This is a genomic window from Kitasatospora sp. NPDC048662 (genome assembly GCF_055587065.1).
The window spans coordinates 47,528-66,641 of record NZ_JBVJHA010000005.1 but is presented as its reverse complement, the minus strand read 5'-3'; the positions used below and the strand labels follow the sequence as shown (position 1 = coordinate 66,641).

General features: G+C 72.3%; 19 protein-coding genes. 6 read left to right on the top strand and 13 right to left on the bottom strand.

The genetic code is table 11. The annotated features are described in order from the left end of the window. Window positions 1-151: 151 nt before the first annotated feature. From ACZ6R9_RS16150 to ACZ6R9_RS16125, 6 genes are all read right to left on the bottom strand, one after another. Complete coding sequence (locus ACZ6R9_RS16150) at window positions 152-1,408, bottom strand: Mur ligase family protein (RefSeq protein WP_380480818.1); 1,257 nt, start codon at window positions 1,406-1,408, stop codon at window positions 152-154. A 199-nt stretch (window positions 1,409-1,607) separates the two neighbouring features. Next, window positions 1,608-2,951, bottom strand: a complete 1,344-nt coding sequence (locus tag ACZ6R9_RS16145; protein ID WP_465538603.1) for a GNAT family N-acetyltransferase — start codon at window positions 2,949-2,951, stop codon at window positions 1,608-1,610. 106 nt (window positions 2,952-3,057) lie between these two features. Beyond that, complete coding sequence (locus ACZ6R9_RS16140) at window positions 3,058-4,497, bottom strand: pyridoxal phosphate-dependent decarboxylase family protein (RefSeq protein ID WP_465538602.1); 1,440 nt, start codon at window positions 4,495-4,497, stop codon at window positions 3,058-3,060. Window positions 4,498-4,702: 205 nt separating this feature from the next. Further along, window positions 4,703-5,809 (bottom strand): hypothetical protein, encoded by a 1,107-nt coding sequence (locus tag ACZ6R9_RS16135; RefSeq protein ID WP_465538601.1) that lies wholly within the window; start codon window positions 5,807-5,809, stop codon window positions 4,703-4,705. A gap of 199 nt (window positions 5,810-6,008) precedes the next feature. After that, the gene (locus ACZ6R9_RS16130; RefSeq protein WP_465538600.1) at window positions 6,009-6,617 is read right to left on the bottom strand and encodes a hypothetical protein; all 609 of its coding nucleotides are present in this window, start codon (window positions 6,615-6,617) and stop codon (window positions 6,009-6,011) included. Window positions 6,618-6,809: 192 nt separating this feature from the next. Next, window positions 6,810-7,898 carry a winged helix DNA-binding domain-containing protein gene (locus ACZ6R9_RS16125; protein ID WP_465538599.1) on the bottom strand — a complete coding sequence of 363 codons (1,089 nt, stop codon included), beginning with the start codon at window positions 7,896-7,898 and terminating at the stop codon, window positions 6,810-6,812. A gap of 98 nt (window positions 7,899-7,996) precedes the next feature. Between ACZ6R9_RS16125 and ACZ6R9_RS16120 the strand changes: the two genes are divergently transcribed. Together ACZ6R9_RS16120 and glmS are read left to right on the top strand one after the other, a co-directional pair. Next, complete coding sequence (locus ACZ6R9_RS16120) at window positions 7,997-8,272, top strand: hypothetical protein (RefSeq protein WP_465538598.1); 276 nt, start codon at window positions 7,997-7,999, stop codon at window positions 8,270-8,272. A gap of 47 nt (window positions 8,273-8,319) precedes the next feature. Next, window positions 8,320-10,161 carry a glutamine--fructose-6-phosphate transaminase (isomerizing) gene (gene glmS / locus ACZ6R9_RS16115; protein WP_380480832.1) on the top strand — a complete coding sequence of 614 codons (1,842 nt, stop codon included), beginning with the start codon at window positions 8,320-8,322 and terminating at the stop codon, window positions 10,159-10,161. A 205-nt stretch (window positions 10,162-10,366) separates the two neighbouring features. Here glmS and ACZ6R9_RS16110 read toward each other — a convergent pair whose 3' ends face one another. Further along, on the bottom strand, window positions 10,367-11,470 hold the full coding sequence (locus tag ACZ6R9_RS16110) for a calcium:cation antiporter (protein ID WP_465538597.1): 1,104 nt from the start codon (window positions 11,468-11,470) through the stop codon (window positions 10,367-10,369). Window positions 11,471-11,790: 320 nt separating this feature from the next. Between ACZ6R9_RS16110 and ACZ6R9_RS16105 the strand changes: the two genes are divergently transcribed. Continuing rightward, window positions 11,791-12,465 (top strand): polysaccharide deacetylase family protein, encoded by a 675-nt coding sequence (locus ACZ6R9_RS16105; protein WP_465538596.1) that lies wholly within the window; start codon window positions 11,791-11,793, stop codon window positions 12,463-12,465. A gap of 401 nt (window positions 12,466-12,866) precedes the next feature. On the opposite strand, the gene ACZ6R9_RS16100 is transcribed toward ACZ6R9_RS16105, so the two are convergent. Then, on the bottom strand, window positions 12,867-13,496 hold the full coding sequence (locus ACZ6R9_RS16100) for a DUF6629 family protein (RefSeq protein ID WP_380480838.1): 630 nt from the start codon (window positions 13,494-13,496) through the stop codon (window positions 12,867-12,869). Window positions 13,497-13,525: 29 nt separating this feature from the next. Then, window positions 13,526-13,693 (bottom strand): VOC family protein, encoded by a 168-nt coding sequence (locus ACZ6R9_RS16095; RefSeq protein WP_465538595.1) that lies wholly within the window; start codon window positions 13,691-13,693, stop codon window positions 13,526-13,528. 89 nt (window positions 13,694-13,782) lie between these two features. Between ACZ6R9_RS16095 and ACZ6R9_RS16090 the strand changes: the two genes are divergently transcribed. Next, the gene (locus ACZ6R9_RS16090; RefSeq protein WP_465538850.1) at window positions 13,783-14,166 is read left to right on the top strand and encodes a MarR family winged helix-turn-helix transcriptional regulator; all 384 of its coding nucleotides are present in this window, start codon (window positions 13,783-13,785) and stop codon (window positions 14,164-14,166) included. A 343-nt stretch (window positions 14,167-14,509) separates the two neighbouring features. Here the strand turns inward: ACZ6R9_RS16090 and ACZ6R9_RS16085 are convergent, their stop codons facing one another. After that, window positions 14,510-15,163, bottom strand: coding sequence for a DUF1707 SHOCT-like domain-containing protein (locus ACZ6R9_RS16085; RefSeq protein WP_465538594.1), 654 nt, complete (start codon window positions 15,161-15,163; stop codon window positions 14,510-14,512). Window positions 15,164-15,403: 240 nt separating this feature from the next. On the opposite strand from ACZ6R9_RS16085, the gene ACZ6R9_RS16080 reads away from it, so the two are divergent. Together ACZ6R9_RS16080 and ACZ6R9_RS16075 are read left to right on the top strand one after the other, a co-directional pair. After that, window positions 15,404-15,916, top strand: coding sequence for a DinB family protein (locus ACZ6R9_RS16080; RefSeq protein WP_380480846.1), 513 nt, complete (start codon window positions 15,404-15,406; stop codon window positions 15,914-15,916). Window positions 15,917-16,002: 86 nt separating this feature from the next. Continuing rightward, window positions 16,003-16,215: a hypothetical protein gene (locus tag ACZ6R9_RS16075; RefSeq protein WP_465538859.1), complete on the top strand. Its 213-nt coding sequence runs from the start codon at window positions 16,003-16,005 to the stop codon at window positions 16,213-16,215. A 519-nt stretch (window positions 16,216-16,734) separates the two neighbouring features. On the opposite strand, the gene ACZ6R9_RS16070 is transcribed toward ACZ6R9_RS16075, so the two are convergent. The 3 genes from ACZ6R9_RS16070 to ACZ6R9_RS16060 all read right to left on the bottom strand — a co-directional run bounded on the left by ACZ6R9_RS16070 (window position 16,735) and on the right by ACZ6R9_RS16060 (window position 18,967). Next, window positions 16,735-17,238 (bottom strand): hypothetical protein, encoded by a 504-nt coding sequence (locus tag ACZ6R9_RS16070; protein WP_380480852.1) that lies wholly within the window; start codon window positions 17,236-17,238, stop codon window positions 16,735-16,737. Between the two features lie 405 nt (window positions 17,239-17,643). Further along, on the bottom strand, window positions 17,644-18,045 hold the full coding sequence (locus ACZ6R9_RS16065; RefSeq protein ID WP_380480854.1) for a hypothetical protein: 402 nt from the start codon (window positions 18,043-18,045) through the stop codon (window positions 17,644-17,646). Window positions 18,046-18,169: 124 nt separating this feature from the next. Next, window positions 18,170-18,967, bottom strand: a complete 798-nt coding sequence (locus tag ACZ6R9_RS16060; RefSeq protein WP_465538849.1) for a CBM96 family carbohydrate-binding protein — start codon at window positions 18,965-18,967, stop codon at window positions 18,170-18,172. Window positions 18,968-19,114: the final 147 nt, after the last annotated feature.

Below are 19,114 nucleotides of genomic sequence, written 5' to 3'. Positions count from 1 at the left end.
TGCGGCTCGCCGTACGACTGACCGCCGTACGGCTGCTGCCCGTACTGCTGGTGCTGGTCGTACTGCTGCTGCTCGCCGTACTGCTGGTGCTCGTCGAACTGCTGCCCGCCGTACGGCTGCTGGCCGTACTGCTGATAGGACTGGTCGCTCATCAGGCCACCACGGCCTTGCGCAGCTGCTGGAACGCCGTGTAGTTGGCGATCGCCTCGATCCGGCCCTCGGGGGCCGCGTCCACCGCCTGGGCGAGCGAGTCGACGACCTGGAACTGCAGGCCGGCGACCTCCAGGCGGACCGCCAGGTCGAGCTTGCGCTGGCCCATCACGAAGATCGGATGACCGGCCAGGCGCTCGTAGTCGACGTCCCACAGCCAGGAGGTGTCGGTGCCGTCGGCGTCCATCGCGTTCACCGACAGGATCACCGGCGCGGGCGGCCCGTCGATCAGCGAGAAGGTCTCCAGCCAGCCGGCCGGGTTCTTCGCCAGCAGCAGCCGGATGTCCCGGCCGCGGTACTGCACCACGTCGTAGCGGCCGGCCACCGCGGCCACCGACTGCATGCGCTGCAGCGCGACCTGCGGGGCCACGCCGAACACCGCGGCGACCGCCGCCGAGCTGGTCGCGTTGGCCAGGTTGGCGCGGCCCGGCAGCTGGAGCTGGATCGGCCAGGCACCGCGGTGCGGGTCGATCACGTGGGTGCCCTGCAGCGCCCAGTGCGGGTTCGGGCGGCGGAAACCGCACTCACCGCAGAACCAGTCGTCGCCCGGACGCTGCATCACACCGCCGCACGAGGGGCACGACCAGGCGTCCTCCTTCCACGCCTGCCCGGCGGCCACCCAGACCACCTTCTTGCAGGACGAGGCGGCCCAGGTCACCAGCGGGTCGTCCGCGTTGGCGATGATCACGGCCTCGGTGTCCTTCAGACCCTCGCGCCACTTCTCGGCCATCATGCGGGTCTCGGCCGCGCGGTCGAGCTGGTCACGGGAGAGGTTCAGCAGCGCTATGGCCTTCGGACGGGTGTCCCGGGCGACCATCGGCAGGTACTTCTCGTCCACCTCGATGACGCCGAACCTGGCGTCGGTGCCGCCCGCGAGCGCCGCCGTGATACCGGCCGGCATGTTCGCGCCCAGCGCGTTGGAGACCACCGGGCCGGCCGCCCGCAGGGCCTCGGCGATCAGCCGGGTCGTGGTGGTCTTGCCGTTCGTGGCGCTGACCAGCACCACGTCCAGGTGCTCGGCGAGGGTCTTCAACAGATCGGGGTCGAGCTTGAGCGCCACCTTGCCGCCGATCACCGACCCGCTGCCGCGTCCGGCCTTCTGGGACAGCGCGGCCGCCATCTTGCCGGCCGTCACGGCGATCTTTGCGCGGGCGGGCAGCGAGGCGTCGCGCGCGGCTTCCGAATCGGTGCCTGGCATGCTCAGGGGTTCCTCCTTGCTGCGGCACCGCCCGGGCCGTTCGGCGACCCACGGGCGGCAGGGACGGACTCAGCCTACCGACTCCCGCCCGCACACTTGAGCAGGGGCGACTTACCGGCCCGCGCCGGACCCGGACAGACCGCGCCGCGACGGGCCCGGCAACGGAACGGGACGCCCCGCTGCCGGGCCCGATGGGCCGTCAGCGGGCCGCCCACGGCGCGGGCAGTTTCTCCGCCGCCTCCAACAGGTGCGCGGTGATCACCACCGTGCCGTCCTCCACTTGGAAGTCCAGCGGCGCCGACAGCCGGCGCATGGTCGCGATCAACCCGGTGTTCGCCGCCGTGGTCACCGCGTACACCGTGCCCACGCCCGCCTCCAGCGCCAGCGCCGCCATCCGCCGCACCAGGTCCACGCCCAGGCCGCGACGCTGCCAGGCGTCCTCCACCAGCAGCGCGATCTCCGCGCCCTCGTCGTCCCACATCAGGTGCGCCAGCGCCACCAGCCGGCCCTGCGCGGTCTCCACCGCGAGAGTCTGCCCGTGCCGCGGGTCCAACAGATGGTCCAGGTAGCGGTCGGCGTCCTTCACCGGCCCGTGGTAGCGCCGCCGCAGCGACTCCGGCGAGCACCGGGCGTGCATCGCCACCGCCGCGCCCCGATCGGCCGGCGTGGCCCGGCGCACCGTCAGGTCGTCCCCCGCCGGACGGCTGATCCGCGCCTCGACCTGCGGCACCCGCGAGCCCAGCACGGCGTCCAGTTCCACCAGCGCCCGGGCCCGGGCGAACTCGGTCGGCGTGAACGGCAGATTCGGCCGGGACAGCTCCAACAGGTCCCCGTTCGGCAGCGGCAGCCGCATCAGGTGCCCGTCCGCGCCGGGCTGCGCCGAAGCGCCCCGCCCCGGGTACTGGCGGATCGCCGCCCGCCCGAACAACTGCCGCAGTGCGAGCGGCAGCTCCGCCGCGTCCAGCGCGGTCCGGGTGGCCAGCGCCAGCACCTGCCGGGGCACGTCCACCAGCTCGTGGGCGTCCGCCCGGTCGGTCCAGATCTCCCGGCCGCCGCCCGCCGCGACCGCCGCCACCAGCTCCGCCCGGCTCAGCGCGGCGGGCGCCCGGACGATGAACTCGTCCACCGTGCAGTCCGGCAGCGGGTGCGCCTGCATCGAGACGATGTTCACCCGCCGCTCCGCCAGCGCGGCGCACACCCGGGCCAGACTGCCCGGCGCGTCCGCGACGCTGGTCCGCAGCCGCCACAATGTTGTCGGCTCCTCCGGGGACGTCACCTCGGGCCCGCCCGGTGGTGCGAGGGCGTCCGGACCCGGCGGGTGCCGGTGCGCGAGCCAGCCGCGAAACAGTGCGGTGGCGAGCAGCGCCCCGGCGGAGGCGAGCAGCAGCACCGGCCCGTCGTGCCCGTGCACCACCACATTGGCGACCAGGTCGGCGGCCGCGACTGCGGCGAACACCGCCGCGAGCTCGACCGTCTCCCGGCGCCAACGGTGGCTGCGACGCTGCTGATTCGCGGTTCTGTGGGTGTACGCCAAGTCATCCATGCCTGAATGGTGGCGCTCCGCTGTTTCACGATCACGAACCCCCCGTGACCCGACGGTTAATGTCTGCGCGGGCCCCCGTCGGATCGGCGCTGATCCGCTCCCGCGATCACTTGGACGTGCGGCCCCGGTCCAGGAGTTCCGCACCGGCCGATTTCACCTCGTCCAGCAGCAGACGCAGATCCGCATCCGTGGTCGAGGAGTTCAGCAGGCACGCCCGCAGCATCTCCCGCCCCCGGTACACCGCGCCGGTCACGAACACCCGGCCGCGTTGCTGGATCGCCACCGGCAGAAGGGAGTTGAGCCGCTGGGTCTCCTCCTCGCCGAGGCCGGACGGGCGGTAGCGGAACGCCACGATCGACGTCTCGACCGGCGCCAGCAGCTCCAACTCCGGATCCTGCCCGACCCACTCGCCGAGCCGGCGGGCCTGCCCCGTGCAGTGCGCGATGTCCCGGGCCACCCCCGAGCGGCCGCGATGCGCGATCGACGCCCACACCTTCAGCGAACGGAACGGCCGGGTCTGCTCCGTGCCGTACTCCGAGAACCAGCCGAGTGCGCCCGCGCCCTCGTCCCGCAAGTACGACGGCACCAGGCTGAACGTGCCACGCAACTCCTGCGCGTCCCGCACCAGCGCGCAGCCGCAGTCCACCGGCACACCCAGCCACTTGTGCGGATCCAGCGCGAGGGAGTCGGCCCGATCGAGCCCCGCGTAACGGTGCGCGATCTGCGGATCCAGCACCCCGAACGCCCCGTACGCGCCGTCGATGTGGAACCACAGCCCCTCGCGGGCGGCCAGCTCCGCGATCGGCTCGAACGGGTCGACGGCGCCCGTACCGACCGTCCCCGCCGACGCCACCACCAGGAACGGCACCCGGCCCGCCGCGCGGTCCTCCGCGATCGCCGCCTCCAGGCCGTCCAGGCGCAGGTGGCCCCCGGCGTCCGACTCCACCACCCGCAGGTGCTTCGACCCGAGACCGAGCAGCTCAGCGGCCTTTCGCACACAGCTGTGCGCCTCGCCGGTGACGTATCCCACCAGCGGCGGCAGCCCCACGAGCCCGTCCTCCCGGACGTCCCGGCCGGCCCGCCGCGCCGCACGATTGCGGGCCGCCGCCAGACAGACGATGGTCGCCATCGAGGCACCCGAGGTCAGCAGACCGCCACCCGCCGGATGCGGGAACCCCACCAGCTCGGCCATCCACCGCACCACGGCCCGCTCCAGGTGCACATCGGCGTGATCACCACCCGCCGAGCTCGGATTCATCGCGGACGCGGCGAGAGCGGCGAGAATCCCTGCGGGCTGCGGCGAGGAATTCACCCACCCGAAGAACCGGGGGTTCCCGTTGCCCATCGGGTACGGCATGATCTTCCGCTCGACGGTCTCCAGCAGCTCCGCGAACCCCGCCCCGTCCTCCGGCAGCTCCAGCTCCAGCAACGCGGACCGCTCCGCCGGGTCCATCGGCTGCCACACCGGCCGCGACGGCAACTCGTCGAGAAAGTCGGCCACCAGCCGCGCGGCCGCCTGAGCGGCAGTTCTGAAGTTCTCGTTCATGGGAGGGGAGGGTAGAGCAGGCGGGTACGAGAACAGGGAGAGCACCATCAGGGGCGCGGGGAACTGCGCGAGCAAGGAGCGCACGTCCGCAAGGTCGCGATCAAGTGCGGGTCATTGTCCTGCGTCGCGATCTTGCGGACGGGGTGCCTTCCGCTTCGCGCAGTTCCCCGCGCCCCTGGTGGTGCTCTCCATACCCGGAGCGTTTTCAGTCCAGGGTGCTGGAAAGCCCGCCCGCCGAGCGGCAGTAGCCCTGGATCTCCTTGTCGGTGATCTTGCTGCACAGGCGCCCGGCGGCGCCGTTGTCCGTGTAGTTGACGGTGTAGTAGCTGACCAGCCCCTGCGCGCAGGCCTTGCGCTGCCAGGCGTCCTTCGCGGTGGCGCACTGCTGCGCCGCCCAGTCCTCGCGGTCCAGGTTGTACTTCATGGTGCGCGAGCCCACGCCTCGGGAGCAGTCGTTCTCGCCGCCGCTGGCCTTCGCGTTCAGGCACCACTGGAGGGCCTGGGCGAACACCTCGGGATGGTTGGCGTAGTCGTGCGAGGAGAGGAAGTAGGTGGGGGCGTAGAAGAAGCACGCGGACTGGTAGAGGGCGGGCTGCTCGGGGCAGGGGTACAGGGGGTCGGCGGCGAGCTTGTCCGCGGGGAGGTTGGCCTTGGCCTTCTCGTCCTCCTCGTCGGGGGCGAAGAGCTGCATGAAGACGCCCTCGGAGCAGGTGATGCGGCGGTTCTGGGAGGGGAACTTGTCGCACAGGGCGCGGGCGCCGGGGATGTCCTGCTTGGTGACGAACATGATGCCGTGGCCGACGCCGTGGATGCAGGGGCCGGTGTTGGACGGGGCGCACAGGGTGAGGATGTCGTGCTGCGGGTCCTGGGAGTTGGCGAGCATCTCCTCGACCGCGCCATGCAGGTAGCCGGCCGCGCAGGTCTCGTGGGGGAAGGAGATGACCTTCTGGAAGTCCTGGTGGTAGCGCTTCACGGCGGCGTGTCCGAGTTCGTGCGCGATGGGGTGGCAGAACCGTACGGTGTACGGCTTGTCCTTGGTGATCTTGTCCAGGTCGGCGAGGGCGACGCCGGGGTCGTTGGCGTCCATCTCGGCCATCAGCTTGTTGCGCAGCGTGGAGCGGGTCCACACCGCCGGGTCGCCGGTGGGGGAGGGCGAGGCGGCGCCAGGCGCGGTGGCGGTGCGGCCGGCCGGGTCGGCGGGGGAGGCGGCGGCGGAGGCGGGCTTGGGCGTCCAGTCGGTGACCAGGACCGACCCGAGGCCGAGCGCGGCCAGCAGGACGGCGGTGACGACGGCGAACACACGCGGTTGCATGACGGACGGTCCCCCTGTGATCGACACGGACAGTACGCGGCCCATCCTGCGGGGTGACCGCCGGAAACCCCCGCCCGGACACCGCCGATGGATGCAGGCGCCCGGCCGTGATCGACCGGGCACCGCCCGCACACCGTCCTTCAGCGACGGCCCCCCACCCGAGTGGGTCCCCGCCCACCCGTTCGGCCGTCTGGAATGACTACGCGTCAGGGAGGCGATCGGTTGCGTCCGGGTGCTGCCGGCGGTTCACCGACGGGTGGCGGCCGGTGCCGAGCACGACGAAGGCCCAGAGCCCGACGAGAACCGTCAGCGCGATCGGGAGGACCTCCGGCCCGAAGAGATCGTTCCCCTCGTTGAACTGCGGGCGCACCCAGCCGGCCGGGTCCACCAGGTACGGGAAGGGCTGCGGCTCCGACGGCGGCACGCAGCCGGCGTACTCGTACACGTCGTGCGGCAGCGTTCCGCCGTCCGCCCGGCGGAGCGCGCAGGGAAGGTCGGCGCCGGGCGGCGCCGCCACCACGACGAGGTCGGTTTTTTCGCCGCGCAGTTGCAGGATCTCGGTCTCGTACATCGCGGGTGGGAGGACGAGCAGGGGGAACCCGACCAGCATGCCCGCGACGACCCGTGGCCAGCCGACCCGGAGCGCCGCCAGGGCGAGGATCGCGCCCGCCAGCACCGCCAGCCGGGCGGGATCGCCGATGCACGCGTAGTCCGGATTCGCGGACAGCACCCCGAGGCCGATCAGGGCCAGCGGGGCGAGTGCCGCGACCGCCCACCGGGGGGCCGGCGGAAGGCTCAATGTGCGCATGGGGCAGGTCCTCTGACGCGTAGTCGGACGGCCGGACTGGTGTGGGCGCGCACTGTACGGCAACGGCGGCGGTGTCGTCCGACCGGGAGACTCTTCGCGGGTTCGGCCGCCTGCTCCGCGACTCGATCGAGCCGCACACGACGGGGCGCCTCCCGGTCGGCGGCGGGCCGTTCTTCGGCGAGTTCCGGCAGGTCAGCCGGCTCGCAGGAAGCGGGACAGCTCGGCGGAGGCGGTCGCGATGCCCTCGGCGAGGGCGGGGGTGGGGGAGGGGTCGAAGAGGGTGACGTCGGCCCGGCCGCGGCGCCAGGACCAGGTGCCGCGGGCGAGCCCGTCGGCGAGGACGGCGGCGTGGATCTGGCCGCCGCCGGGGCGGATCCGCTTCTCGTGGGCGGCCGGGACGGACAGCGCCGTGGAGCGGTAGCCGACCAGGTAGTTGTCGTACGCGGGCAGCAGCCGCACGTCGGGGGCGGGCGGCGGGGCGAGGTCGAGTTCGGCGGCCCGGTCGGCGGGGAGCGCGCAGTCCTGGTCGCGGACCCGGACGTGCAGCAGTTCGCCGGACGTGTCGAGGGCCCGCCAGGCGCGCCGGGCGGCCGTGACGGGCAGGCCGGACCAGCCCGCGAAGTCCTCGGGCGCGGCCGGCCCGTGGGCGCGCAGGTAGCGGCGGGCCAGCTCGGCGACGGCTCCGTCGCCGGTGGGCCCCCCGGGGGCGTCCGGCAGCCAGTCGGCGAGCAGGACGTAGGTGGCGTCGCCGTCGCGGTCGGGGCCGAAGCAGATCCGGCCGCGCAGCGCGGCCCGGCGGATCAGGTGGAACGGCGCCTGGCCCTGCGCCGGGAGGCCGGCCGTGGCGAGGTGCCCGGTCAACTCGGCGCGGGTGGACGGGCCGTGGGCGGCCAGGGTGTCCATGATCACCGTCTCGGCCCGGTCGCACAGGGCCTCGTCGAGGCCCAGTTCGCGGTGGCGGCGGGCGCTCAGGCGCAGGAAGTGCGGTCCGAGCAGGGCGAGCAACCAGCGCAGGTCGGCGGTGGTGACGGTGTGCAGGGTGCCGCGCAGGAACCAGCTCCGAACCAGGGTGCGGTCCTCCTCCAGGGCCGGCCGGACGTCGGCGGCGGCGAGATCGCGGGTCCTGACCCCGATGCCGACCAGGCCGGCCCGGGCGTCCTGGGCCTGGACGCCGACCACCCGTTCGACGGCCCCGACGGCGGTCGGGAAGGTGACACCGCCGCCGATGCCCTGCCCCCTGGAGCGCAAGGCCCGTACCTGATCGTCGTCCAGTGCAAGCATGCCGTCACCCTACTCGTGGGGTGCATCGGTTCGCGGTCCTGCCCGAAATCGGGCAAGATCTTTGGCAAATGAACACTTCACGCCTAGGCTCCCCGATCGTGCCTGCCTCACCGCACCCTCATGAGGACCTGCTCGCCCACCTCGCCCGGACCACTTCGCTGGCCCCCGGGGAGGCGTCGCGGGTCGTCGCGGAGGTGCTGGCGTACTTCTCCGAAACCACGGAGGAGTACGTGCGCCGCCGTCACGGTGAGTTGCAGGCCAGGGGCCTGACCAACGATCGGATCTTCGCCCGCCTCGCGGCGGAGCTGGCCGCCCGCCGGGTGGCCGCGCCTCAGCTGTCGGTGCGTCAGCTGAGGCGGATGGTCTACGGCTGATCGGGCCCGGTCCACGACAACCCTCGAAAACACCAGGAGTTCACGTCATGTGCGGAATCGTGGCCTACATCGGCCCCAAGGACGCGTCCCCGTTCCTGCTGGAGGGCCTGCAGCGGCTGGAATACCGCGGATACGACTCGGCGGGCGTGGCGGTCGTCGCCCCCGCCACCAAGTCCGTCCCCGCGAAGTTGAAGGTGTGCAAGGTCAAGGGCCGGGTCGCCGACCTGGCGGCCGCGCTGCCGGCCCGGTTCAAGGGCAGCGTCGGCATCGGCCACACCCGCTGGGCGACCCACGGCGTGCCCTCGGACGCGAACGCGCACCCCCACACCGACAACGAGGGCCGGATCGCGGTGGTGCACAACGGCATCATCGAGAACGCCGACGAGCTGCGCGCCAAGCTGGCGGCGGACGGCGCGGTGTTCCGCTCGGAGACCGACACCGAAGTGCTGGCCCACCTGATCGCCGCGCACCGCGCCGACGGCGGCGAGCTGGAGGACGCGGTACGGGCCGCGCTGAAGCTGGTGATCGGCACCTACGGCATCGCCGTGCTCGACGCCGAGCAGGCCGACCGGATCGTGGTGGCCCGCAACGGCAGCCCGATCGTGCTCGGCATCGGCGAGAAGGAGATGTTCGCCGCGTCCGACGTCTCCGCGCTGGTCCGCTACACCCGCCAGGTGGTGCACCTGGAGGACGGCGAGCTGGCGACGGTGCGCGCCGACGGCTTCCGGACCTTCACCGAGGACGCCCGGACCGTCACCCGGCAGCCGTCCACCGTGGACTGGGAGATCGGCTCCTACGACACCGGCGGGTACGCGCACTACCTGCTGAAGGAGATCCACGAGCAGCCCGGCGCCGTCGAGCGCACGCTGTCCGGCCGGCTCGACGAGCGGTTCTCCACCGCGCACCTGGGCGGGCTGAACCTGGACGCCCGGGAGCTGCGGGAGATCCGCCGGGTGAAGATCCTCGGCTGCGGTTCGGCGTACTACGCGGGCGAGATGGGCGCGCAGTTGCTCGAAGAACTGGCCCGGATCCCCGCGCACTCCGAACCGGCCTCCGAGTTCCGCTACCGCAACCCGGTGATCGAGGCGGACACCCTGTACGTGGCGGTCAGCCAGTCCGGCGAGACCTACGACACGCTGGCGGCGGTGCAGGAGATCAAGCGCAAGGGCGGCCGGGTGCTGGGTGTGGTGAACACCGTCGGCTCGGCGATCGCCCGCGAGTGCGACGGCGGCATCTACCTGCACGCCGGGCCCGAAATCTCGGTCGCCTCCACCAAGGCGTTCACCTCCACCGTGGTGGCGTTCGCGCTGCTGGCGCTGCACTTCGGCCGGATCCACGACCTGTCGCCCGCCGACGGCCGGCGGATCGTGGGCGCGCTGAAGGCGCTGCCCGAGCAGATCCGCGAGATCCTCGGGCAGGAGAAGGAGATCGAGAAGCTCGCCGCCGAGTACGCCGAGAGCCAGGGCATGATGTTCATCGGTCGGGTGCGCGGCTACCCCGTGGCCCGGGAGGGCGCGCAGAAGCTCAAGGAGATCTCCTACGTGCACGCCGAGGCGTACCCCGCCTCCGAGTTGAAGCACGGCCCGCTGGCGCTGATCAGCCCCGAACTGCCGGCCGTCGCGCTGGTGCCGGACGACGAACTGCTCGACAAGAACCTCACCACGCTCGGCGAGATCAAGGCCCGCTCCGGGCGGGTGCTGGCCATCGCACACCGGCCGATCGAGGCGAAGCTGGCCGACCACTGCGTGGTGGTCCCGAAGAGCGAGCCGGAACTCGACCCGCTGCTGCTCAACATCCCGCTCCAACTGCTGGCCTACCACGCCGCGGTGGCCCTCGACCGGGATGTGGACAAGCCGCGCAACCTGGCCAAGAGCGTCACTGTGGAGTGACGGAGGTCCTCCTGGGTTCCTCGCTGTCGGCTCACGGGTTGTGGGCTTGCGGGACGTCAGTTCTGTCGGCTCGCGGGCTGACGGTTCACGGGTTGTCAGTTCAGGGGCTGATGGCTCGCGGGCTGTCGGCTCGCGGGTTGTCAGTTCAGGGGCTGATGGCTCGCGGGCTGTCGGCTCGCGGGTTGTCAGTTCACGGGCCGGCGGCTCACGGGCTGACGGCGAGGACCAGGTAGGCGCCGAGGATCGTCAGGTGCACGCCGCCCTGGAGCAGGGTCGCGCGCTTCGGGATGACGGTGAGGGTGCCGACGGCCACCGTCAGCGCCAGCAGGATCATGTGATTGGCGCCGAGGCCGAGTTCGAGCGGCCCGCTCAGCCAGGTGGAGGCGATCGCGACGGCCGGAATGGTCAGGCCGATCGAGGCGAGTGCCGAGCCGAGCGCCAGGTTGAGGCTGATCTGCACCCGGTTGCGGACCGCCGCCCGGACGGCGGCGATCGACTCCGGCAGCAGCACCATCAGCGCGATCACCACACCCACCACCGCGTTCGGCAGGCCCGCCGACTCCACCCCGCGCTCGATGGTCGGCGAAACGCCCTTCGCCAGCCCGACCACCGAGACCAGAGCGACGGACAGCAGCGCCACGCTGACCAGCGTCGCCTTCAGGGTCGGCGGCTCGGAGTGCTCGTCCATCGGGTCGAGCACCTCGCCCGCCGGGGTGACGGGCAGGAAGTAGTCGCGGTGCCGGACCGTCAGGGTGGAGACGAACAGCCCGTAGATCACCACCGAGGCGGTCGCCGCGAACACCAGTTGGGTCGGCGAGAACACCGGGCCCGGCGTGGAGGTGGTGAACGTCGGCAGCACCAGACTCAGCGTCGCCAGGGTGGCGATCGCGCCGAACGCCGCGCCGGTGCCCTCCGCGTTGAACACCGCCACCCGGTACTTCAACGCGCCGACCAGGATGGACAGGCCGAGGATCCCGTTGCAGGTGATCATCACGGCGGCGAACACGGTGTCCCGGGCCAGGCCCGCGGTCTTGTCGCCGCCGCCCGCCATCAGCGTCACGATCAGCGCCACCTCGATGATGGTGACCGCGACCGCCAGCACCAGTGAGCCGTACGGCTCGCCGACCCGATGCGCGATCAGCTCCGCATGGTGCACAGCCGCCACCACCGACACCGCCAGGAAGCACGCCACCAGCGCCACCACCGGCCACGGCAGGTCACGGTGCCAGGTCGCCAGGAGCAGCATGAACGCCATCACCGGGGCGACGGTCGTCCACTGGAGATACTGCGGTCGCTGGGAGGGAGCCATACGGCCGAGCTTCGCAGATGGCACCTGCCGGGCCCGGAAGTGACACTCGTGGCGGCGGCCACGGCGGACGGTGACGAACAGTGAGGAGCAGCGGAATGGTTGGACGGCGGACGGTACTGACAGCGGCGCTCGGACTCGCGACGGGGTGCGCGCGATCGGTGTCGGCGCGGCCGGGTGGTTCGGGGGGTTCGGGGGGTCCGGTGGGTCCGGTGGGTTCGGCGGGTCCGGTGGTTCCTGAGGCGGCCGTCTTGTCCTCGCCCGTTTCTGCTGCCGCTTCCGCGTCTGCTTCCGCAACGTTTGCGCCGCCGAGCCGGGAGGAGGTGCTCGCCCGGTACGCGGGGGAGCGGCCCACCCGGTGGGGGACCGACCTGCCCGGGGTGGTGGCGGAGGTGCCGGACGGGGCGCTGGCGCTGACCTTCGACGCCTGCGGCGGGCCCGGCGGGAACGGCTACGACACGGCGCTGATCGACACGCTGCGCCGGCACCGGGTGCCCGCCACGCTGTTTCTGAACGCCCGGTGGATCGACGCCAACCCCGGGCCGTTCGGTGAACTGGCCGCCGACCCGCTGTTCGAACTCGGCAACCACGGCACCGCGCACCGCCCACTGTCCGTCACCGGCCGCTCGGCGTACGGCATCACCGGCACCGCCGACGCCGAAGCCGCCTACCGGGAGGTCGCGGACAACGAGGCGAAACTGGCCGGGTTGCTCGGGAAACCGCCGCGCTGGTTCCGGTCCGGGACAGCGCACTACGACGACGTCGCGGTGCGGATCGTGGGCGAACTCGGCGAGCGGGTGGCCGGGTTCGCGGTCAACGGCGACGGCGGGGCGACGTTCAGCGCCGCGCAGGTGGCGCAGACGGTGGCAGCGGCCCCGCCCGGGGCCGTGGTGATCAGCCACTTCAACCACCCCGACGCGGGCACCGGCCCCGGCTACGCGCAGGCGCTGCCCCGGCTGCTGGACGCGGGCCGCCGATTCGTCCGACTGTCGGACTGAGCGGAAGGTCGGGGCGCGCGCCGGTCGGGATCGCGGCCCCAGGCGACGAAGCGGACCGTCGCCACCACCCGGGGCAGCAACGCGGTGGGGACGGTGGACCGGCGGTGCATCGGGTTCGGGATGCTCAGCACCTCAACGCCCGCCGCGAACCCTGCGCTGCCGAGCATGAACGGCAGCAGCCCCGCCCCGCTCCCGGCGCCACCGTCCACGGCGTCTCCACCCAACGCCCCGACCAGCAGGCCGCGTTCACTGCCCATCAAAGCATCACTCCCCCCTCCCCAGCGCCGCGCTGCGCCTCGCGGCTCACGCGTAACACCCTGCTGATCGACGCCGGTCGCACGGTGCGCGGCGTGCTCCACCCCGCCCCCTGCCCGGGGACTCGGTGCCGGACGCTCTGGCGCTCAGCGACGCGGCTGCTGGCGGGAGTTGACGCCGGGGTTGATGCGGGCGTGGCGGGCCCAGTCGTACAGCAGGACGGAAGCGATGGCCGCCAGCGCGCACCAGGTGGAGATGAAAGCCAGCCGCCACAGCACGCCGCAGACGAGCGCCCCCACACCGAGCACCGCGCCGAGGCGCCGCAGGCGGTGGTCGCCCGAACAGAGCAGCGCGCCCACGGTGGCGGCCAGGTAGCCCGCCAGCAGCAGGCCTCCGGCCGGGACGCCCACCGCGTAGTCGAGGGTGCGGCCGTGCGCGTGCGCCGTGACGGGGTGCCGGGCCAGGGCGACGGCCAGTGGGACGGCGACGGCCGCGCCCAGCGCGGTGAACCAGGCCGCCGAGCGGCGGCGGGTCGCGCACCACACCGCCGCCGGCACGTACACCGGCAGCAGCGGCAGCGCGATGACCGCCCACACCGTGCGGGCCCACGCCCAGCCCGACCAGACGCCCGCCTCCACCAGCTGGTGCACGCCGAGCAACAACGGCAGTGCGGCCAGCGGAAGTTGACGCCCTGTCTTCGCGTGCAGCACCGTGGCGACCCCGACAGCCGAGACGGCGCTGCCGACGAGCAGATCGGCCCCGGCGCTCCAGCACACCCCGCCAGCGTACTGATCGGCCGCTGCGATCAGTACGACTGAAGCTCGATCAGCGTGCCCTGCGGGTCGCGCAGGTGGGCGCTGCGCAGCGTCGGCCCCCACTCCGGCCGGTCGGTCGGCGGCAGCACGGCCGTCCCGCCGTGGGCCAGACAGAGCGCGAACGCCGCGTCCACGTCCGCCACCCGGCAGACGAACATGCCGGTGTCGGCCGGGGAACGTCGGAGGGCGCCGGGGCGGTGCCGAGGGTGGCGGCCATCGCCGCCCGGTCGAACAGCACCAGCACGGCCTGCTCTCCAGGGTCGGCAAGGACGTCCGCAACCGCCTCGCCGAACTCCTCGCCGCCGACGGACTGCGGCTCTACCACCACGCGGCCCTCGCCGCCCTCGCCGACTTCGGCCCGCACACCCAGCGCGACCTCGCCACCCGCCTGCGCCTCGACCCCAGCGACCTCGCCAAGGCCGCCGACCAACTGGCCGCCGCCGGCTGGCTCGACCGCACCCGTGACCCCGCTGACCGCCGCCGCCTCACCCTCACCCTCACCCCCGCCGGAGCCACCCGCCTCGCCGAACTCGACGCCCTGGCGCGGGGCGTCCAGGACACCGTCCTCGCGCCGCTGACTGTTACTGAACGCGCCACCCTGCACGGCCTGTTGCTGCGGTTGCACCGGTAACTCCGATGCGGTGGCGATACGTTGCCGGCCCGTGTCCGGGGCGATTGCTCGACCACCCTCGACGACCGGGGGTCGGGGGCGCTTGGGTTGGCGTTCGCGGCGGGTGCCGGGTTCGCTCGCGCGGTGTGCGTTCCTGGGGTGGGGGGAGTGTGCCGACCGGGTGACTGCGTTCGCGGTCCCCGACAGGGGGCGGGTGCGTCTTGCGCCGGTGGAGACGCTCGAGTGGCCGGTCCGACTCGGCGTCCGCAGGGGTCTGGGCGGCGCGGGTCGGGCTCTGTCGTCCTTCTCGTCCTTCTCGTCCTTCTCGTCCCGCGGGTCGAACTACGGCCCGTGCGAGGCGCGTTCAGTTGCCGGCGGGCAGGGCCGGGTAACTCCTCGACCGCCACCGGTCGGTCGTCCTCCGGGGGTGGCGGACGACGACGCGACCGAAGTTCTTCCGGCCGACCAGCTCCACCCGCAGCGTGGTCGGCGTGGCCGGGTCCGGAGTCTGGCGGTTCCTGACCCTGCTGAACTCCAGCGTCAGGCCGTCGGTATCGACCACCACGCCCGGTGCGACGATCAGCGTCAGGGTCTTGCCGCGCATGTCCACATCGATCTCCAGGGTGTCCTGCGTGATCACCGCCTGCGTGAAGTCGAGTGTCACGTCGCACCACTCCACGTCGAGTACCAGCCGTCGCGGCACCACCCAGCGCCCCACCCGCTTGACCGGGCTCCACTTCTGCTCGATCCGCAGGACATCCTTGACCTCCGCCGCCACCCCACCGGCCGAGAGCGAGATGGTCGGCAAGTCGGCGGTGAGCGCGGCCAGTTCGCCGATCGTCCGCGCCGAGAGTGCGACCTCCAGACGCTCGTCGAGCTCGTCCGCCGTCAGTCGGCCGTCGCCTGCCGCAACCCGCAGAATGTCGGCCACCCGGTCCCGGTCCGCGTGCGAGGCCCGCAGCTCGGGCCGGGCGCTGAGGCTGGTGGGCTTCCCAGCGGGCGAGATCTCTCCGGGCATACTTCCCGTCCTGAGTTCGGCGAAAGGCTACGAGGGTCTGCATAGGTCTTCCCGCGTCGGGGCGCGGCGACGCGACAGAGACACGCTATATCGCGATATGTGTTTCCGCCAAGGTTGTTCGGAGAGTGGCTGGCTGTGCGTCAACCGGCGGTGGGCGTACGGGCGTTGGGTGGTCGGGGTGCGGTCGAGGTGTCGGAGGTTCTGCCTGTCGGCGGCTTCGGCTGCTGCGATAATCGACCGATGAGCGCCATCGAACGCCCCTTGCCGCCCCTGAACGCCGACGAGCACACCACGCTCGAAAGCTGGCTCGACTTTCACCGCGTCACCCTCGCCATGAAGTGCGAGGGCCTGGATGATGAGCAGGCCGCCGTCGCGTCCGTGCCACCGTCCGGCTTCACATTGACCGGCCTCGTCCAGCACATGGCGGAGGTGGAGCGGAACTGGTTCCGCCGAGTATTTGCCGGAGAACAGGCCCCGCCCATCTACGACCCGCAGGCCGACCCGAATGCCCCCGACGGCGGCTTCGAACTGGCCCAGGGCGCCACCTTGCACGACGCTCTCGCCACCTGGCACGCGGAGATCGCCCGCGCCCGCGAGCTCTGTGCCGACCGAGCTCTGACCGATACCGGCCGCTTCATGGAGCAGGACGTCAACCTCCGCTGGATCTACGTCCACATGATCGAGGAGTACGCCCGTCACAACGGCCACGCCGACCTGCTCCGGGAGCGCATCGACGGCACCACCGGCGTATGACACCGGATCAGTTGGTGTCCGGCCTGTTGTGAGGTGACGCGCCGCCGGGTTCCGTGCCCGGCGGCGCGCCGTGTCAGGGTGCTCGGGTGGCTGAACGTGTACGCGTGCGCGAGATCGACAACGACGAGGGCAGCGGCTGCTGCGGATCACCCGTCGGGGCGCCGGGGCTGTTCACCACGTGGATCAGCCCGATCCGCAGCCTCGGACACCGCTTCCGCTGGTCACAGTGGCGGCGGCGACACCAGGCCCGCGCCCGCAACTCCCACTACCGCCGCCGCCAAGCCGCCGTACAGCCATGAGGACAACGGTCTACAGCCGGGGTACTGGAGGAAGTTGAATCGGACAGCGTTGGGGCGGACGGAGCCCCAGGACATTCCGGTGTTGGGCGGAAGCATGTCCAGGGGGGTGCCGCTGCAGTCGGTGTTCTGTAGACGGTCGCCGTGCTGTCCGTCTCGTTGTCTGCGCCGGCCGCGGGGAGGCCGAAGCTGATGCACTCGCCGCTCGGCGGGTCGACCAGCGTGTGGTCCACCCCGTAGTCGGGTGGTGCGAGCAGGCGGCCTCGCAATCGCGATCATGAGTTCGGGGAGTACGGCCGCGGTCTTCCTGCTGGGGGAGGCGATCTTTGCGGCGGCGGCCGGGGGTGTCGTTCCGGTGTTTCCGGACGGGGTTCGGACGGGGTTGACGATCGTGGTGTTCGCCGAAGCTCCGGTGGGCGTCGGGACGGTGTTCGGGTTGGCGTTGCGGTGCGTCCGGCGGTGGCAGAAGCGTGCCTGTCGGCACCGGCGGCTCGTCGCGCCCCGATAGTGGGGGGTGGGGCGTCAGGGTGCCTCGAAGTCGCGGATCTTTTCGGCTGCCGACCAGAGCTGCCGCCCGTCGGCGTCGAAGGCGGCCAGGTCCACGGCTGTGCCGGGGACCACGGCGTAGGCGAAGAAGGCCCGGCCGTTGTGGGGGCGGGTGAGGGGGACGGGTTGCGGGGGGCTGGCGGTGAGGTGGGCGACGGTGGGGTCGGCGGCGCCGTAGATGAGTAGGACGCGGGGGTCGAAGGCGTCCAGGGCGACGTTGAGCGGGGCCGCGCGGGAGACGGGCGGGTCGCAGCCGCTGCCGGCCGGGTGTCCGGCGACGGTGGCCTGGGTGCAGAGCTCGCCCCCGACGGACACCAGGTCCACCCGCCAGGGGACTCCGTCCTGGGTGCCTTCGCCGATCAGCGCGACGGGGGCCGCGGAGATGTCCACGGTCGGTGGCGCGGTGGCGCGGGTCGGGGCGCAGGCGGTCAGTAGTGCGGTGAGGCAGGAGAAGGCGACCAGAACGCTCCTCGAAGTCACGGGTTCCTCCGGGAAGTTGAAGCAAACGGTCGGCCCTGGCGCCGAGGGAATCGGGCCGGCCGTGGGTGGGGTGCGCGGTGGAAGCGGCCGCGCAGGGGCGGACGCGTCGTGACCGGGGGGTGGGCATGTTCACGGTCGGGCGCGGGCGGGTCAGAGGTGTCGTGGGGTAGGAGGGGGTGACATTGCATTGCCTCGAAGTTGCGGGTTCTGCCAGTTAGTTGAGGCAAGCGGCTGGGCGGTGTGCGCAGGCGCGCGGTGGTGGACGTCAGGGTGTGGGCGCTCAGTGGCGTCGTGCGGCTTCGCCTCGAAGTCGGGGGAGTTTCCAGGCAGTTGAAGCACACGGCCGGTCCCGGGGTCGAGGAGCCGGGGCCGGCCGTGGGTAGGTGGGGCGGTGGGGTGGTGGGGTTATGCGGTGTAGGCGGATGCGCAGGGGGCGGAGGCGTTGTGGCCGCCGTTGTCCTTGCCGAACCAGCGGAGGTAGTAGGAGGTTCCGGTGTTCACGGCGATGTGGCGCGGGTCGGTGTGGCTTCGGCCGTCCGCGCCGTAGCTGTAGCTGGAGAAGACCTTGGAGCTGTTGTGGGTCCGGACGAGTTGGACGTAGAAACTGCGGGCCGCGCCGCCGGCGCAGCCCTTTCCGCCGATCCTGATGCTGCCCGAGGAGGGGGTGAAGTCCTTACTGGCGTGGTAGGAGCCGCTGCCGAAGGACTGGGAGAACGCGCCGGCCGGGGCCGCTGCGAGGGTGAGGACGCCGGTGGCGGTCGCCGCGACTGCGGCGATGCGGGTGACAGAACGCCAACGTATTGCCATGGAATCGACGGTAGGAGCCGGGCGGATCGGTCGACAACAGAGCATCCGGGAATTCACTGGAACAGGGGACGGTGCGCCCACTTGTTCGTTTCGCAACTCCGCGTATGAGGCACGGAGTTGGACGTCAACATGGGTGCTCGGTCAGCCCGTGGTGACCACCTGGAGGACGGGCGGACAGGCGGCGTTCTCGCGGCTGTTGAGGTTGACCGCCAGGCCCACCCGGCCCGCGGGCCGGCCGACTGTCAGGGTGAGTGCCGGGTCGGCGGTGACGGCGGCGGTGACGTCCAGGGCCACCCAGTCGGCGGCGGTGGAGATCCGGCCCGTGCCGAGGGCGGCACCCGGGGCGGGGCAGCAGGCGGGGCAGCGGTTCCAGGTGGCGGCTGTCTCCTGCCAGGCGCCAGGCGCCGGGCGCGGTGGCGAAGGCCTGGAGGTCCGTTTCGGTGCCGCCCGAGTCCGCGACGACGCCGCGCACCCAGAGCACCGCACGCCGTACCTTGCCCGTCAACTGCGAGGTGTCGAAGGCGAATAGTGCCCGCCGGGAGAAGCCGGAGCCCGAGGTGTTGGTGTTCTTCACCGTCAGGATGGTGGCCGTTCCGTAGTTGGTGTCGGCGTACGAGCCGTCCCGTACGTAGGTGTCCTGCACCGGGGCCAGCAGGACCGCGTTCGCGGCCGCCGCCGGGCCCGAGGTGCGCAGTGTCACGGTGCGGGCGGCGCTCTGGGTGCCGCCGAGTTCCGCGAGCAGTTGGACCGAGGGGCCGGTGGCGAGCACCGTGACACCGGTCGCCGGGTCCGCCGTGACGTAGCCCGGGCGGGCCACCGTCACCCGCACCGTGGCGACGGTGCGGGACGGGTCGGCCACCGAGATGCTCACGGTGCCGCCCGACTCGCGGACCAGCACCGAGCACGGCGCCGAGGCGGTGATCGGGCCGGCGTTGCCCGAAGGGCAGGCAGGACACGACGCCTCCGGGAGGGGAGTGGGTGCGGGGCAGGGACTGGGAAAGCGCTTTCCGGGTGCGGGCGGTAAGCGCTTTCCCGTTGGGGCGTCAACGGGTCGGACACCCAGTTGGTA

Excerpts from the sequence above, each read along its gene's own strand:
- ACZ6R9_RS16150 (WP_380480818.1), bottom strand. The coding sequence starts at position 1,408 with ATGCCAGGCACCGATTCGGAAGCCGCGCGCGACGCCTCGCTGCCCGCC.
- ACZ6R9_RS16145 (WP_465538603.1), bottom strand. The coding sequence starts at position 2,951 with ATGGATGACTTGGCGTACACCCACAGAACCGCGAATCAGCAGCGTCGC.
- ACZ6R9_RS16140 (WP_465538602.1), bottom strand. The coding sequence starts at position 4,497 with ATGAACGAGAACTTCAGAACTGCCGCTCAGGCGGCCGCGCGGCTGGTG.
- ACZ6R9_RS16135 (WP_465538601.1), bottom strand. The coding sequence starts at position 5,809 with ATGCAACCGCGTGTGTTCGCCGTCGTCACCGCCGTCCTGCTGGCCGCG.
- ACZ6R9_RS16130 (WP_465538600.1), bottom strand. The coding sequence starts at position 6,617 with ATGCGCACATTGAGCCTTCCGCCGGCCCCCCGGTGGGCGGTCGCGGCA.
- ACZ6R9_RS16125 (WP_465538599.1), bottom strand. The coding sequence starts at position 7,898 with ATGCTTGCACTGGACGACGATCAGGTACGGGCCTTGCGCTCCAGGGGG.
- glmS (WP_380480832.1), top strand. The coding sequence starts at position 8,320 with ATGTGCGGAATCGTGGCCTACATCGGCCCCAAGGACGCGTCCCCGTTC.
- ACZ6R9_RS16110 (WP_465538597.1), bottom strand. The coding sequence starts at position 11,470 with ATGGCTCCCTCCCAGCGACCGCAGTATCTCCAGTGGACGACCGTCGCC.
- ACZ6R9_RS16095 (WP_465538595.1), bottom strand. The coding sequence starts at position 13,693 with ATGTTCGTCTGCCGGGTGGCGGACGTGGACGCGGCGTTCGCGCTCTGT.
- ACZ6R9_RS16085 (WP_465538594.1), bottom strand. The coding sequence starts at position 15,163 with ATGCCCGGAGAGATCTCGCCCGCTGGGAAGCCCACCAGCCTCAGCGCC.
- ACZ6R9_RS16080 (WP_380480846.1), top strand. The coding sequence starts at position 15,404 with ATGAGCGCCATCGAACGCCCCTTGCCGCCCCTGAACGCCGACGAGCAC.
- ACZ6R9_RS16065 (WP_380480854.1), bottom strand. The coding sequence starts at position 18,045 with ATGGCAATACGTTGGCGTTCTGTCACCCGCATCGCCGCAGTCGCGGCG.